The sequence below is a fragment of the Streptomyces sp. NPDC059247 genome (assembly GCF_042754005.1).
Taxonomy (GTDB): domain Bacteria; phylum Actinomycetota; class Actinomycetes; order Streptomycetales; family Streptomycetaceae; genus Streptomyces.
Window position 1 is genome coordinate 25,833 of the sequence record NZ_JBHYZW010000024.1, and the last position, 14,935, is coordinate 40,767.

Sequence of the window (14,935 nt, forward strand, 5' to 3'; positions counted from 1 at the left end):
CGCCCCACCCGGCCCACCCGTGTCCCGCACCGCCGTCGTCCGTGCCGTCGGCACCTGCCTCCCCGCCCCCGTCGTCGGCAACGACGAGATCATCGCCTTGGGCGGACTCGACACCAGCCACGAGTGGATCACCAGCCGCACCGGCATCCACCGGCGGCGTCACGCCCCGCCCGGCACCTCCACCGGAGACCTGGCCGTCGCCGCGGGCCGCGCCGCCCTCGACGCGGCACCCGGCACGCCCCGCCCCGGTCTGGTCCTCCTCGCCACCACCACTCCCGACCGCCCCTGCCCGGCCACCGCGCCCGACGTCGCCCACCGCCTCGGCCTCGGCACCGTACCCGCCTTCGACCTCTCCGCCGTCTGCTCCGGATTCCTCTACGGACTGGTCACCGCGACCGCCCTGCTCCGCGCGGGCGTCTGCCGCGAGGTGCTCCTCGTCGCGGCGGAGACGTACACGACGATCATCGACCCGTACGACCGCGACACCGCGCCGCTCTTCGGCGACGGCGCCGCCGCCGTCCTGCTGCGCGGCGGGAGCAGCGACGAACCCGGCGCCGTCCTGGCCACCGACTGGGGCAGCGACGGCTCGGGCGGCGACCTCGTCGCCATCGCCGCCGGAGGCTCGCGCGCGCCGCGCTCGGGCAGCCCGCCCGGACGGGACGAGACGTACTTCCGGATGCGGGGACGGCCCGTGTACGCGCACGCCGTCCGCCGGATGACCGCGTCGGCCCGCACCGCCCTGGACGCCACCGGCTGGAAGGCCGACGACGTACGGGCGTTCATCGGCCACCAGGCCAACCAGCGCATCCTCGACGCCGTCGCCGACCGGCTGGGGATCGCCCCCGCCCACCGCTTCGGGAACATCGCCGACGTCGGCAACACCGCCGCCGCGTCCGTGCCCCTCGCCCTCGCCGACGCGCTCGAGGACCCCGGGGCACCGACCCCCGGGGCCGCCACCCTGCTCACCGCCTTCGGCGGCGGGCTGACCTGGGCCTCGGCCACCCTGCGCTGGCCCGCCGTCCGCCCGAACACCGCTCCCGCACCCCGCGCCTGACCCGCACGGCCCGCATCGGCCGGGCCCCGCTCGTACGCCGTCGCCCGCGTCCGGCACCACCCGCGTCCGGCACCACCCGCGTGCGACCCCCATCCACCCCCTACGCGTCCGGGCCCCATGCGGCCCGCGCCCGTCCAGCACCGTGCCCGCCGGGCCGGCCGACCAGAGGAACACCCGTGAGAGGAACACCCGTGGACGAGGTACGCCACCATCTGACCGCCCTGCTCACCGGCAAGTTCGAGGTGCCCCCGGAAGCGGTCACCGACACCGCCACCCTCGCCGAACTCGACCTCGACTCCCTGGCCCGCGTCGAACTCGTCGTCACCCTCCAGGAGGAGTGGGGCGTCCCGCTCGACGAGGACGACGACACCCTCGACGGAGGGACCGTCGGCGAGCTCCTGCGCCGCGTCCACGCCCTGCTCGACGCCGCCCCCGGCGCCGGGGACCCGGACCCGTCGTGAGCCGGGCGCGCGAGCCGCTCGCCGTCACCGGCCTCGGCATGGTCACCCCGGCGGGCGTCGGCACCGACACCACCTGGCGGCGGGTCCTCACCGGCCGCCCCACCGCCGCGACCGACCCCGGGGCCACCGGTCCCCTGGCCCGCCCGCTCTGCCGGGTCCCCGGCTTCGACCCGCACCGGCACACCGGGGGCCGCCGCCCCTGGCAGCACGACCGGGGCACGCAGTTCGCCCTCGCCGCCGCGCGGGAGGCCGTCGACGACGCCCGGCTCGACCCCGGGACCTGGGACGGCACCCGGGTCGCCGTCGTCCTCGGCTCCGCCGCCGGAGGGGTCGCCCGCTACGAACTCGGCCTGGAACGGCTCCGTCTGGCGGGCCCGTCCGGAGTCTCCCCGCTGACCCTGCCCGGCTTCCTCCCCAACATGGCGGCGGGCCAGGTCGCCCTGGCAGTCGGCGCCCGGGGGCCGGTCCACCACACCGCCTCCGCGTGCGCCTCCGGCGCGGGCGCCCTCGCCCTGGCGGCCCTGCTGCTGCGCTCCGGGGCCTGTGACATCGCGGTCGCGGGCGGCACCGACGCGATGATCACCCCGCTGTGCGTCGCCGCCTTCGCCCGGATGAACGCCCTGTCGTCGGGGCCCGATCCCGCCACCGCCTCCCGGCCCTTCGACCGGGACCGCGACGGCTTCGTGCTCGGCGAGGGCGCCGCCCTCCTCGTCCTCGAACGGGCCGCCGACGCCACCGCGCGCGGTGCCCCGGTCCGCGCCCATCTGGTGGGCGCGGGGAGCACGGCCGACGCCCACCACGCCGTCGCGCCCCACCCCGGGGCCCGGGGCCTGGAGGCCGCCGTACGGCTCGCGCTCACCGAGGCGGGCGCCGGGCCGGGGGACGTCGACCACATCAACGCCCACGGCACCGGAACCCCGCTCAACGACCGCGCCGAGGCCCGGCTCGTCACCCGCCTCCACTCCGCCGCCCCGCCGACCGTGACGTCCGCCAAGGGCGCGCTCGGGCACACCATGGGCGCGGCGGGGGCCGTCGAGGCGGCCCTCACCGTCCTGACCGTGCAGCACGGACAGGTGCCGCCCACCGCCGGGTTCCACACCGGTGACGCGGACACCTCGGCGCTGCGGCTGGTCGCGGGCGGTGCCCTGCGGCAGCGCGTACGGCTGGCGCTGAGCCATTCGGCGGGCTTCGGCGGCCACAACACGGTGCTGGCGTTCCGGCCCGCGAGATCCTGACCCCTCCCTCACCGGCCCCGGCGCGGGCCACCGCCCGGGACCACCCGGGCGCTGTGCAGGAGGAGCGCGCGGGCCGCCGGGTGACGGGCGTGCGGACGCAGCAGGGCACGGAGATCACCGAGTGCCTTGTCGGCCCGCCCGCTCATCAGGTGCGGATAGTCGTCGAGGAAGCGGTAGCCGGTCTCCACGGCCTCGTTGAGGCGCCCGGCCCGCAGTTGGAGCACGGCCAGATCGGCCAGCACCACCGCCCGGGACCGGCGTTCGCCCGACGGCCGGTGGTGCTCGGCCACCCGCAGGGTCCGCAGCGCGCCCTCGGGATCGCCGAGGATCTCCCGTACGGCGGACTCGTGACGCAGCAGCGAGCCCTGGTGGTAGCGGCCGGTGACGGAGACGGCGGAGGCCGGGTCGGGGGAGCGGTCGAGCAGCCGCTCCGCCGTGCCGAGCGCCCGTGCGGCGTCGCCGACCCGCCCGTCGAGCGCGTGCGCGACGGCCAACTGGCCCTGGACGAAAGCCCGGTGGACGGCGGGTCCGGTGACGGTGTCGGCGGCGGCCGTCGCCAGGTCCACCGCCTGACGCACATGCCCGAGCTGGCAGGCCTGGACGGACATGCCCCGCAGGGTGATGGCCCGGTCGAGCAGCGAGTTGTTCGCGGCGGCGATCCGCAGCGCCCCGTGGTAGTAGCGCTGCGCCCGTCCGTGCGCGTGGTCGTCGAAGTGCATGAACGCGCAGAGATAAGCGAGTTGGGCGGCCACGCGCATCAGCCGTCGACGCAGTGCCGGGGCGGCCGGACGGTGCAGTTTCGGCCCGAGGTCCGCCGTCAGATAGGAGGCCAGGGCCCGCCGCCCGCGCCCACCGCCGAACGAGGCGTCCGCGTCGTGGAAGACGAGGGCCATGGCCTCGGCCGCCTCCACCTCGAAGCGTTCGATCCGGTCGTCCGGCCCGCCGAGCGGCCCGCGGAGGACCACCGGCGCGGAGTGCTCCGGCACCGGCAGGTCCCGGGCGTAGACGGGTTCGCCGTGGGTCCGCCCCGGGTCGCGTACGGCGGAGACCGGACCGGGCCGCTCGTCCGGCGCGGCCGTGACGTCCGCCGTGGCACCCGCCGTGATCTCCAGACCCGTCTCGCGCAGGGTCACTTCGCGGCCGAGGCGGCGTGAGAGCGCCTCGGTGACGAGACCGAGCACCGCCGCGCGCGGTCTCGTCCCGGCGAGCCAGTGGGCGACGGCCGACCGGTCGTAGCCGAGTGTCCGTCCGGTCTCCGCCCCCGCTCTGTTCACCTCGGCCGCCAGTTCGGCCGCCGTCATGCCCGCCTCCGCGAGCAGATCGCGCAGGGCCTGGTTCGGACGTGGACGCCTCTCCATCGTGTCCCCTCCCCGCCGGGATTCCTCCGGCATCCTCCGATTGAGCCCGTACGGGCGGGGCCCCGCAACGGCGCGTTCGGGGCGGGGCCCCGCGCCCCGGGGGCCGCGCCGGGGGACACGGGGGACGCGGGGAGCGGACGGGCAGGTAGGACGCGCGGCGCGGGCGCCGGGGCGGTCGGCGCGGGGGAGGGGAGCGGAAGGGTCCGGATTCAGCGGAGTGGCCCGTTCAGCGCGGCTCCGCCCCGACGACGACGGCGCCGGTGCCGGTGCCGGAAGCGGATCGCTCCGACGATGGGTCCGGCAGCGGGGCCACCGGGTCCGGGCCGCAGCGGGGCCAGGACGGCGGACAGCCCCGTACACCAGGGGCGTACGGGGCTGTGCGCGGGACCGTGTGCGGGTCAGTCAGTCGGCGACCGTCGCGGCCACCGGGGCGGTCGCGCCGCCCACGGCCGTCCGGGTGGCCAGGGCCTTCTGGGCGAGGACGCCGAAGACGATCCCGAAGACCGCCCACAGCACGAGCTGGACACCGAGCGAGGCCAGCCGGAACTCCCACAGCAGCGCGGCGGGGAAGCTCGCCTTCACCGCGTCGTCGTTGGCGGGCAGTACGGCGAAGGCGAGGCCGGTCACCACGAGGTACCCGGCACCGGCGACCAGGGCCGCGTTCCAGTTGCCCAGACGCGGGGCGAGCCGCCGTCCGACGATCACGGCGGCGACGGCGAGCAGCACACTGAGCAGGATCATCAGGAAGAACAGGGTGGTGCGCTTCCCGATGGTGTCGGGATTGCCGACGGCGGGCGGGGTCGCCGGATACTTCAGGAACGGCACCAGGTACACGGTCGTGAACGCGGCGGCGGCGGTCAGCGCGGCGGTCGCCCGGGGGCTGAACCGGCCCACGCGGCCGAGCGCGAAGGAGAACACGAGCGCGCTGATGCCGCCGAGCGCCACTCCGTAGACGAGGACCCCCGTGGCGAGGCCGAAGGTGGACTGCACGGGACGGCTGACCACCTCCTCCTCTTCCTCCGCACCGGCGGCGGCGTCGCCGTGTCCGGCGTGCGACTCCTGGGCGGCCTGGGCCTCCTCCACCGCGATGGCGCCGTTCACGGACGGCTCACCGGCCACATAGGCCACGGCGAAGGCGAAGAGTCCGGCGATCAGGCCCGCGAGCATCCCACGGACCAGCAGGGATCTGACAGTTGAGGCGTGCATGTGCGGAACGCCTCTCAGTGGCAGGGGAAGCCGAGCAGATGACGTCCGTCGTGCACCCACTCGTGCACGTCGGAGCCCGCGAACAGCGAGGTGGCACCCTGCTCGGCGCCCACGAAGTACAGGGCGATCAGCGCGAGAAGGCCGACGAAGAAGGCCCAGGGAAGAACGGCCCGGACGGGCAACGGGGCCGGAACGGCCACGGAAGGGCTGGATGCGGCGGACACGACGGCCTCGGCCATGATGGAACCTCCTGCGGGAACTCGCGTCCCGATCGGTGGTGCAGGACGACGGTCCACGGGTCTGACTCGCCGCGACAGCGCCCCCGCAGGAGGGCGCGCCCCGGCACACAGTGGCGCGACCGTGCCGGTTTTCCACCGGACTTCCGTCTCGCCGTCGTCACGTTGTTGAGATGTCGCCCGACGGTACCGCGCGTGGTGCCCGCCGCCAAGGGCGTGAGGCGGGGATCACCTCCGCCCGTCCGCCTGTTGGGACGGGAACGGCCAGGGAGGGAGCCCTCCGGCGGGGACCGGGACCCACCCGAGAACGGAGCCGCCGTGGGGCCGGGAACGCCCGCGGAAGGAACCTCCGGCGGGCCGGGACCCGCCTGCGATGCGAGAGGAGGCGCCCCCGGCCGACCGGGGCCCGTCCACCTGCCCCGTCCCCTGAAGCGGCGCCCGCCCGGCCGGGCCCCGCAGTACCCTGGGCGCCGCCCCCACCGGCGTACCGCCCCCACCGGCGTACCCGCCCCGCCCGTGTCGCCCACTCCCGAAGGACCGCGATGACCGTCCGGCTCACGCTGATCTCCCCCGCGACGAGCGGGGCCCTGCGCGAGGTGCGGTTCGACGACGACAGCCCCCTCGACCCGGGGGGAGCGGCGCTCGCCGAGGCCGCCGCCCCGGCCGCCCCCGCCGCCGCGCGGGCGTACCGCTCGCCCTCCGCGCGCTGCCGGGACACCGCCCGAGCCCTGGGGCTCACCGCCGCCCCGGTCGACGCCCTCGCGGGCTGCGCCACGGGACGGTGGCGCGGACGGACCCTCGCGGAGGTCGCCGCCACCGAGGAGGCGGCGCTCGGCGTCTGGCTGTCCGACCCGACGGCCGCGCCGCACGGCGGGGAGTCCCTGAGCGCGCTGCGGGTCCGGGTCGGCGACTGGCTCGACGCCCTGGGCTCCGGCTCCGGGCCGGTCGTCGTGGTCGCCGAACCGGACGTGGTGCGCGCCGCGACGGTCCACGCGCTCGGCGCCCCCGACGCGACGGCCCGGCGGCTCGACGTGCGCCCGCTGACCGCCGTCCGCCTCAGCGGGCGCGCCGGACGGTGGAACGTGCTCGCGGGCGAACCGCTGACGCCCCGGTAGCGGTCCGCCGCCCGTACGGGAAGCGCCCCGGTGACGGTCCGCCGCCCGTACGGGAACGGCGCGGGCCCGGAGGCGGGAACGGCGCGGGGCCCGGAGGAGAGTTCCTCCGGGCCCCGCGCCGTCCTCTTCGTACCGTCGGGCGTCGTACCGTCAGGCGGGACGGCGCCACTCCCGCAGGAGCAGATAGCCCAGGTACGTACCGCCGAGGGCCATCGTGTAGAGGCCGACCGGCAGGTTGTCGAAGAGCGGCAGCTGCTGCGCTGTGAGGTCCGCGAGGACCAGCAGCAGCGCCCCCATCAGGGTGGACATCATCAGGTGCGGGCCACCGCCCCGGGTGACCCGCTTGGCGATCTGCGGCGCCGTCAGGGACACGAAGGCGATCGGTCCCGCGACGCTCACCGCGCCCGCCGAGAGCACGATCGACAGGGCGACCGCGCCGGTCGCGGTCCGGCCCGGCCGGGCGCCGAGCCCGCTCGACAGCTCGTCGCCCATCTCGCCGACGGACAGGGGCCGTGCCAGGAGCGCCGCGAGCGGCAGCGAGAGCAGCAGCACCGTCCAGATGGTCGTCGCGTCGTCCCAGGAACGGGCCGAGAGACTGCCGTTGATGTACGAGGTGAGGGCGGTCGCCTTGTCGCGCTCGACGGCGTAGACCACGTACTGGGTCAGTGCCGTCGCCATGGCGGCCACGCCGATGCCCGCCACCACGAGGCGGCCCGGATTGCGGAACCCGGTGCCGGTGGCGAGGAACACCACCGCCATCGCGAGGACCGCGCCGAGCAGCGCGCCGACCGGCACCGGCAGGACGTCGGGCAGGAACAGGGCGGCTGCCGCGGCCCCCGCACCGGCCCCGGCGCCCAGCCCGATCACGTCGGGGCTGCCCAGCGGGTTGCGGGTGACGGACTGGAACAGGGCCCCGGACAGGCCGAAGGCGGCGCCGGTCGCGACGGCCACCACGAGCCTCGGGCCGCGCAGCCGGTTGAGGACGAAGGCGTTCTTGCCGGTCGCCTCGCCCGCGAGGGCGGACGGCAGGTCGGCGAGCTGGATGCCGAGCCGCCCCATCGACAGGGTGGCCACCGCCGCGGCCACGAGCAGCAGCAGGGTCGCCGCGCCCGCGACCAGGGAGAGGCGGCGCACGGGGAGGGCGACCCAGGGGCCGATCCTCAGCACCGTGCGTCCGGCGGGACGCGTCGGCCGGGGCGCTACGGTCCCGGTGGGGACGGGCGCGGTGGAGACGGGCGTGGTGCCCGTCGGGTCGGCGGTCCTCATGAGGCCCCCCTCATACGGCGGACGGCGAAGAGCAGGGCGGGGGCGCCGACGAAGGCGGTGACGACGCCGACCATCAGCTCCTGCGGACGCAGCAGCACCCGGCCGATGACATCGGCGAAGAGCAGCAGCGCGGGACCCGCGAGGGCGCTGAAGGCGATCTGGGCCCGGAAGTCGGCCCCCACCAGCGCCCGCACCACGTGCGGGACGGCCAGGCCGACGAAGGCGATGGGGCCGACGGCGGCGGTGGCGGCGGCGGCCAGCAGGGTCGCCGCGAGCAGCCCGCCGCCCTTGATCCGGGCCGGGCTGATGCCGAGCGAGGCCGCCTTGTCGTCGCCCATCGCCATGGCGTTGAGGCCCGGCGCGAGCAGCAGGGCGAGCAGCAGACCGGCCGCCGCGAACGGCAGCACGGCCCAGAAGGCGTCGAAGCCGCGCCCGCCGAGCGCGCCCACGACCCAGTAGCGGTAGGTGTCGAACACCCGGGGGTCGGACAGGGCGACGGCCTGGATGAAGGCGGCGAGGACGGCGGAGAGCACCGCTCCGGCGAGGACCAGCCGGACCGGCCCGCCCCCGCCGCCCGCGGTGCCGATGAGATGGACGACGACACCGATGGCCAGCGCCCCGAGGAGGGCCCACCAGATGGTCTCCCGCTGCCCGGAGGCACCGAGGAACGCGGTGGCGGCGACGATGCTCGCGGACGCGCCCGCGTTGATGCCGAGGAGTCCCGGCTCGGCGAGCGGATTGCGGGTGATGCCCTGCATCAGGGTGCCCGCGACGGCCAGGCAGAGGCCCGCGAGGACTCCGAGGGCGGTGCGCGGGTAGCGGCTCTCGACGACGGTGCGGGTGTACGCGTCGCCCTCGCCGGTGAGGACCCGCAGGACGTCGCCGAAGGAGGTCGGCCTGCTGCCGAACATGACGCTGGCGAACAGCGCGAGGGCGAGCAGGGCCAGGCACAGGACAGCGCCGATGACATGCCGTCCGAGGCCCCGCCGTGCGACGGCGGGGCCTCGGAGGGTCCGGGAAGGAGTGGTCACGCCGGGACCGCGGTTACTTCCCGGCCTTGGCGACGGCCTTGTCGATCATCGGCAGGTAGCGCTCGATGCTGTACGGCACGGTCAGCGGGTTGATCATCGACGAGGCGGTGACGAACGGCTGGTCGTGGCTGTAGACGAGGGCCTGCTTCTTCACGGCGGGGATGGCCGCGTAGAGGGGCTGGGCCTCGATCTCCTTGCGGGACTTGTCGTCCATGTAGAAGGTGAAGGCGATGTCGCTGGCGGACAGCTTGTTGGCGTTCTCCAGGCCGATGAGGGCGGAGTCGGTGCCCTCGGTCTCCTTGAAGGAGTCGACGACCGGGTCCACCTTCAGACCGAGCTTGGACACCATCGCCACGCGCTGCTCCTCGGGCTTGAAGATGCCGAGGCTGCCGGGGCCGGTGTTGTAGATGTACGAGAACGTGACGTTCTTGTAGTTCGGGCGGGAGGCGGCGGCGTCCGAGAGCTGCTTGTCGATCTTCGACTCCAGCTCCTTGGCCTTCTCCGGCTGGCCGAGCGCCTTGGCGACGATCTCGATCTGCTGGTCCCAGTTCGTGCTCCACGCCTTCTCGGGGTAGGCGACGGTGGGCGCGATGTCCTTCAGGATGTCGTACTGCTTCTGCGTGATGCCCGACCAGGGGGCCAGGATGACGTCGGGCTCCAGCTCGGTGATGGCCTCGATGTCGAGTTCCTCGCCGCCCTTGAACTGCTTGGGCAGCGTGCCGCCGGACGTGGTCACGGCCGCGTGGATCCAGGGGAGGTAGCCGGTCTTGTCGCTGCCCCAGGCGTACTCCTCGATGCCGACCGGGACGTTGCCGAGGGCGATGGCGGTCTCGGCCGAACCCTGGCCGAGGGTCACCACGCGCTTCGGCTTCTCCTTGATGACGGCCTCGCCGAGCGCGCTCTTCAGGGTGACGGGGAAGGCGCCGGCGGGAGCCTTGGCCGCGGAGCCCGGGGCGTCGCCCTTCTTGTCGTCCGAGCCGCACCCGGTCGCCATGAGGCCGAGCGAGACCGCGGCGGCGCTCGCCACGAGGACGCGACGGCGGACGGGGGTGAACACAGAAGGCATGGTGGATCCTTGTCTCCGGGCAGGGATGTGCTGCCGCCCCGCCTGACGCCCCCGCAGACGGATGTGTACGGGAGCAGCGGCCATCGCGAGGCGCTTGTTAGGTGAGCCTAACCTATTTCTTTGCCCTGCTCGAACCCCGGGAGGAGGGCCGCGCGTCTGATCGACACGCGGCCCACCTGCGACTTCACCTCGGAAGCGCTCCGCGCGCGGGCGGGCGGCCACCGGCCGGAGGCGGTTCCAGATGCGCGTGCACCCGGCGGAGCAGAGCGGCGAGCTGCTCGCGCTCCCCGGCGTCCAGCGGGGTGAGCACCTCGTCGTCCACCGCCGCGATCTCGGCGCTCAGTTCGCGCAGCGCGGCCGTTCCCTCGGGAGTGAGGCGTACGACGACCCGGCGCCGGTCGACGTGGTCCCGGACGCAGTCCACCTGCCCGGCCCGCGCCAGATCGTCGACGACCTTCACCAGGTCGCTGGCGTTGATGGCGAGCCGGGTGGCCAGGGCGGTCTTCATCTGCGGGCCGAGGTCGGCGAGCAGCGTCATCACGGTGAGGTGCCAGAGGCGTAACCCCCGGGCCTCCAGCGTCTCCGCGAGGCGGCGCCGCGCGGACCGGCCGACGGCGTGCATGAGGTACGCGTTCAGACCGAGCACGCTGGGCGGAGTCATGGCCCGTGCGGGCGACGACCCGGGCGCCCGCGCCCGGGACACGGCCGGGGGCGGGTCCTGCGCCGACGTCGGTGACGGCTCCGGCGAAGGGCCCCGCGACGGGTCCTGTGCCGTCGCTCGCGCCGACTCCCGTCCCGGCTCCATCGCCGACGCGTGTACCGACTCCCGCGCCGACGCGTGTGCCGGTACGGGAACGCCGGGGGAGCCGGGGACGGTGGCGGTCCCCGCGCCCGTCGCCGGATCGAGGGTCAGACCGGCCTCGGCGAGCGAGCGGAAGACCTTCGCCCAGTCCGTCGGCGCGCTCGCGATGCCGACGACGGCGAACGTCGCCCCCGGGAGATGGTGCGGGAAACCGGTGACGACCGGCTGGTCCATCGGCTGCTCCTCGCTCTCCGGCGCGTCAGGGACGGCCGGTGAGGTAGCCGCCCATGGAGGTGAAGTACTCGGCGGCCGGCAGTTCGCGCCCGTCCTCCGTCCGGACCCGGGTCATGGCGAGCCCGTGGTTGCGGCCGGTCCGCGCGTCGGCACCGGCGACGATCACGACGCCGTCGCCCTCGCGGTAGAAGATCCGGCCGGGGGTGCCCCCGTACCGTCCCTCGGACACCACGGCGGAGAGCACTTCGAGGCGCTTGCCCCGGTGGAAGGTGAAGGCGCTCGGGTAGGGCGCGGACTGGGCGCGGACCAGCCGTTCCAGGGTCTCGGCGGGCCAGCTCCAGTCGATCCTGATGTCCTCCTCGGCCCGCTTGTGGAAGAAGCTGGCCTGCGTCCGGTCCTGCTTCCTGAACTCGGCCCGCCCGGAGGCGATCAGGTCGAGCGCCTCGACGGTGACCGGCGCGATCAGGTCGACCGTCTTGTGGAAGAGGTCGGTGGTCGTGTCCGTCGGTCCGACGGCCACGGACCGCTGCTGGACGATGTCGCCCGCGTCGAGCACCTCGTCCATCATGTGGGCGGTGACGCCGACTTCGGTCTCGCCGTTGATCAGGGCCCAGATCAGCGGCGAGAAGCCCGCGTACTTGGGCAGCAGCGAGTCGTGGATGTTCAGGGTGCCGTGCCGGGGCAGCCCGTAGATGTGCGGCGGGATCCAGGTGCGCCAGTTGTTGGCGACGATGATGTCCGGCTCGGCCTCCTTGAGGCGGGTGAACAGCTCTTCGTCGTCGGGCCTGTTGCGTATGACGACGGGCACGCCGTGCTCGGCGGCGAGATCGGCGACCGAGTCGCTCCAGATCTTCTCGTAGGCGTTCTCGCTCCTGGGGTGCGTCACGACGAGGACGACCTCGTGTTCGGAGTCCAGGAGCGCTTGGAGGGTGCGGTGGCCCCAGGTCTGATAGCCGAACATGACGACCCGCATGGGCTTCCTCCTCGGTAGAGCGATTGACCGGCGCCAGTAAAGCAAGGCTTACCTAACACTGCAACTGGCTTGATTTCGGCCCTGCTTGAGCGGCGATGTCCCTGCGATGTCCGTTTTGCCCCGTCGACAGCATCGCCAGATCAGGTTAGCTTTACCTAAGTTCGGCTCGGCGGTCGATCGGTGGCGCCCGTGTGCCCGGTGCTCCTGCCCACCTTCCGCCTCATTTCAGCCCCCCTTCCCGCACTTTCCCGCACGATGGGAGCGACATGTCGCAGGTTCCTCCTGATGACGCACCTCTGGTCCACGACCTCATAGGCATCGGCTTCGGGCCGTCCAATGTGGCCATGGCGATAGCGCTCAGCGAGCACAACGCACGCGTCGGAAGGCAAGAGGCGGTCACCGCCCACTTCTTCGAGCGCCAGCCCCGCTTCGGCTGGCACCGCGGCATGTTGATCGACGACGCGACCATGCAGGTGTCCTTCCTCAAGGACCTGGTGACCCTGCGCAACCCGACCAGCGAGTACAGCTTCCTCTGCTATCTGCAGAGCAGGGGCCGGTTGATCGACTTCGTCAACCACAAGAACCTCTTCCCGCTGCGCGTCGAGTTCCACGACTACTTCGAGTGGGCCGCGTCCAAGGTCGACGACATGGTCTCGTACGGCCACGAGATCGTCTCCGTGGAACCGGTCGAGCGCGACGGCGTCATCGAGTACCTCGACGTGACCGCCCGGTCCGGCACCGAACTCGTCGTCCACCGCGCCCGGAACCTCGTCCTCGGCACCGGGCTCCGGCCCCGTATGCCCGAAGGCGTCGACCGCAGCGACCGCGTCTGGCACAACTCCGAGCTGCTCGCCAAGGTCGAAGGACTCGAAGGCACCTCCCCGCAGCGGTTCGTGGTCGTCGGCGCCGGACAGAGCGCCGCCGAGAACGTGGCCTACCTCCACCGGCGCTTCCCCGAGGCCGAGATCTGCGCCGTCTTCTCCCGCTACGGCTACAGCCCCGCCGACGACAGCGCCTTCGCCAACCGCATCTTCGACCCCGACGCGGTCGACGAGTACTTCACCGCCCCCGACGACGTGAAGCGCAAGCTGATGGACTACCACGGGAACACCAACTACTCCGTGGTGGACATCGACCTCATCGACGACCTCTACCGCCAGGCGTACCAGGAGAAGGTCCTCGGGACCGAACGGCTCCGCTTCATCAACGTCTCCCGGCTCACCGGCGTCGAGGACGGACCCGACAAGGTCCGCGCCTTCGTCACCTCCCTCGTCACGGGCGAGGAGACCACCCTCGACGCCGACGTCGTCGTCTACGCCACCGGCTACAGCCCCGCCGAACCCCTTGGTCTGCTCGGCCCGGTCGCCGACCGCTGCCACCGCGACGACCAGGGACGGGTCCGCGTCGAGCGCGACTACCGGATCGCCACCGACGCCGAACTCCGCTGCGGGATCTACCTCCAGGGCGGCACCGAGCACACCCACGGCATCACCTCCTCGCTGCTCTCCAACACGGCGATCAGGGTCGGCGAGATCCTCGACTCGGTCCTCGACCGGGGTCTGGCCGATGCCACCGGGACCCGCACCACCGACGAGATCCGGCCGCTGGCCGACGGCGTCGGCACCGCGCGCTAGCGCACCCCCTCAGCGCCACCCCCCACGCACCGACCGCACCAACGCCCCGCCCTCCGGACGGAGTCACCCGCACCCGGCGGGCGGGGCACGCACCAGGTATCCCCGAAAGGAACGTCCGTGTCCGCTGGTCCTCGTACCGTCTTCGCGCGGTTCGCCAGATCCGCCCCCAGGATCGCCGTCGCCACGGCGGCGGCCCTCGCCCTCGCCGCCTGCGGCGGCGGATCCGGCAACGGCGACGCGCCCGCCGCGCCCACCTCGAAGGCTCCGGCCGGCGGCTCCGGCACGTCCGCCGCGTTCCCCGTCACCGTCGAGCACAAGTACGGCTCCACGACCATCGACGCGGAACCGAAGACGATCGTCACCCTGGGCCTGTCCGACCAGGACGCGGTGCTCGCCCTCGGCTTCAAGCCGGCCGGCGCGGTCGACTGGTTCAAGGAGAAGCCGTACGGCAAGTGGCCCTGGGCCAAGGAGAAGTGGGGCTCGACCCAGCCCCAGATCGTCGGCGAGCGCGACGAGTACAACATCGAGAAGATCGCCGCGCTCAAGCCGGACCTCGTCATCGCCCAGTACTCGGGGATGAAGAAGGAGCAGTACGACACGCTCTCCAAGTTCACCAAGGTCGTCGCCCAGCCCAAGGACCACCCGGACTACGGCGCCCCCTGGCAGCTGATGACCCAGCAGATCGGCAAGGCGCTCGGCAAGGGCACCGAGGCCGACAAGCTGATCGCGGACATCGACACCCGGTTCAAGGCCGTCCGCGACAAGCACCCCGAGTGGGCGACGAAGACCCTCGCCGTCGCCGACAGCTTCGAGGCGGGCAAGTACTCCGCGTTCACGAGGACCGACCCCAAGTCGCTCTTCTTCAACGCGCTGGGCTTCAAGCTGAAGCCGGAGATCGACAGCCTGGCCAAGCCCGGCTGGAACGTCGCCGAGCTGAGCGCGGAGAAGCTCGACGTCCTCGATGTCGACCGGCTCGTCTGGGTCACCTCCAGCACCGACGCCAACGACCGCATCAAGGCCGAGCCGCTCTACAAGAAGCTCAAGGTCAACCAGGAGAAGCGCGACCTCTTCGTGCCCTACCAGGGCCCGGACATCGGCGCCGCCTTCTCCTTCAACACCGTCCTGTCGATCCCGTACGCCATCGACGAGATCGAGCCCCTGCTCACGGCCGTCAAGTGACGCCCGGCAGCTGACGCCCCACCGGCGAGGAGCCGGACCGACCGACGGCGTGGCGACCTGCGCCACGCCGTCGCCGGTTTGTGCC

Annotated in this window: 14 protein-coding genes and 1 riboswitch; of the genes, 6 read left to right on the top strand and 8 right to left on the bottom strand. The window is 73.6% G+C overall.

The features are described 5' to 3' along the window. Positions 1–19: 19 nt before the first annotated feature. The 3 genes from ACFXGN_RS28745 (at position 20) to ACFXGN_RS28755 (ending at position 2,750) form a co-directional block, all read left to right on the top strand. Complete coding sequence (locus ACFXGN_RS28745) at positions 20–1,054, top strand: beta-ketoacyl-ACP synthase III (RefSeq protein ID WP_384864718.1); 1,035 nt, start codon at positions 20–22, stop codon at positions 1,052–1,054. Positions 1,055–1,230: 176 nt separating this feature from the next. Continuing rightward, the gene (locus tag ACFXGN_RS28750; protein ID WP_384864720.1) at positions 1,231–1,515 is read left to right on the top strand and encodes an acyl carrier protein; all 285 of its coding nucleotides are present in this window, start codon (positions 1,231–1,233) and stop codon (positions 1,513–1,515) included. After that, the gene (locus tag ACFXGN_RS28755) at positions 1,512–2,750 is read left to right on the top strand and encodes a beta-ketoacyl-[acyl-carrier-protein] synthase family protein (protein WP_384864722.1); all 1,239 of its coding nucleotides are present in this window, start codon (positions 1,512–1,514) and stop codon (positions 2,748–2,750) included. The genes ACFXGN_RS28750 and ACFXGN_RS28755 overlap by 4 nt, the downstream gene beginning before the upstream one ends. A gap of 8 nt (positions 2,751–2,758) precedes the next feature. Here the strand turns inward: ACFXGN_RS28755 and ACFXGN_RS28760 are convergent, their stop codons facing one another. The 3 genes from ACFXGN_RS28760 to ACFXGN_RS28770 form a co-directional block, all read right to left on the bottom strand. Continuing rightward, positions 2,759–4,108, bottom strand: coding sequence for a hypothetical protein (locus tag ACFXGN_RS28760; protein ID WP_384864723.1), 1,350 nt, complete (start codon positions 4,106–4,108; stop codon positions 2,759–2,761). Between the two features lie 402 nt (positions 4,109–4,510). Continuing rightward, positions 4,511–5,314 carry a CbtA family protein gene (locus tag ACFXGN_RS28765; protein WP_384864725.1) on the bottom strand — a complete coding sequence of 268 codons (804 nt, stop codon included), beginning with the start codon at positions 5,312–5,314 and terminating at the stop codon, positions 4,511–4,513. A 14-nt stretch (positions 5,315–5,328) separates the two neighbouring features. Continuing rightward, positions 5,329–5,553 carry a CbtB-domain containing protein gene (locus tag ACFXGN_RS28770; RefSeq protein ID WP_351784107.1) on the bottom strand — a complete coding sequence of 75 codons (225 nt, stop codon included), beginning with the start codon at positions 5,551–5,553 and terminating at the stop codon, positions 5,329–5,331. Between the two features lie 59 nt (positions 5,554–5,612). Further along, positions 5,613–5,698, bottom strand: a riboswitch (cobalamin riboswitch). A 394-nt stretch (positions 5,699–6,092) separates the two neighbouring features. On the opposite strand from ACFXGN_RS28770, the gene ACFXGN_RS28775 reads away from it, so the two are divergent. Next, positions 6,093–6,665: a histidine phosphatase family protein gene (locus tag ACFXGN_RS28775; protein WP_384864727.1), complete on the top strand. Its 573-nt coding sequence runs from the start codon at positions 6,093–6,095 to the stop codon at positions 6,663–6,665. A 150-nt stretch (positions 6,666–6,815) separates the two neighbouring features. Here the strand turns inward: ACFXGN_RS28775 and ACFXGN_RS28780 are convergent, their stop codons facing one another. The 5 genes from ACFXGN_RS28780 to ACFXGN_RS28800 all read right to left on the bottom strand — a co-directional run bounded on the left by ACFXGN_RS28780 (position 6,816) and on the right by ACFXGN_RS28800 (position 12,037). Continuing rightward, a complete protein-coding gene (locus ACFXGN_RS28780; RefSeq protein WP_384864729.1) occupies positions 6,816–7,931 on the bottom strand; it encodes a FecCD family ABC transporter permease in 1,116 nt (371 codons plus the stop codon). Then, positions 7,928–8,896, bottom strand: a complete 969-nt coding sequence (locus ACFXGN_RS28785; RefSeq protein ID WP_384864787.1) for a FecCD family ABC transporter permease — start codon at positions 8,894–8,896, stop codon at positions 7,928–7,930. The genes ACFXGN_RS28780 and ACFXGN_RS28785 overlap by 4 nt, the downstream gene beginning before the upstream one ends. Positions 8,897–8,975: 79 nt before the next feature. After that, entirely contained in the window at positions 8,976–10,028 is a 1,053-nt protein-coding gene (locus ACFXGN_RS28790; protein ID WP_384864731.1) for an iron-siderophore ABC transporter substrate-binding protein, read from the bottom strand. 184 nt (positions 10,029–10,212) lie between these two features. After that, the gene (locus ACFXGN_RS28795; protein WP_384864733.1) at positions 10,213–11,064 is read right to left on the bottom strand and encodes a winged helix DNA-binding protein; all 852 of its coding nucleotides are present in this window, start codon (positions 11,062–11,064) and stop codon (positions 10,213–10,215) included. A 25-nt stretch (positions 11,065–11,089) separates the two neighbouring features. Next, complete coding sequence (locus ACFXGN_RS28800) at positions 11,090–12,037, bottom strand: methionyl-tRNA formyltransferase (protein ID WP_384864735.1); 948 nt, start codon at positions 12,035–12,037, stop codon at positions 11,090–11,092. Positions 12,038–12,303: 266 nt separating this feature from the next. Here ACFXGN_RS28800 and ACFXGN_RS28805 point away from each other — a divergent pair, with 266 nt between their 5' ends. Continuing rightward, the gene (locus tag ACFXGN_RS28805) at positions 12,304–13,671 is read left to right on the top strand and encodes a lysine N(6)-hydroxylase/L-ornithine N(5)-oxygenase family protein (protein WP_384864737.1); all 1,368 of its coding nucleotides are present in this window, start codon (positions 12,304–12,306) and stop codon (positions 13,669–13,671) included. A gap of 117 nt (positions 13,672–13,788) precedes the next feature. Next, entirely contained in the window at positions 13,789–14,850 is a 1,062-nt protein-coding gene (locus ACFXGN_RS28810; RefSeq protein ID WP_384864739.1) for an ABC transporter substrate-binding protein, read from the top strand. The last annotated feature ends 85 nt before the right edge of the window (positions 14,851–14,935 follow it).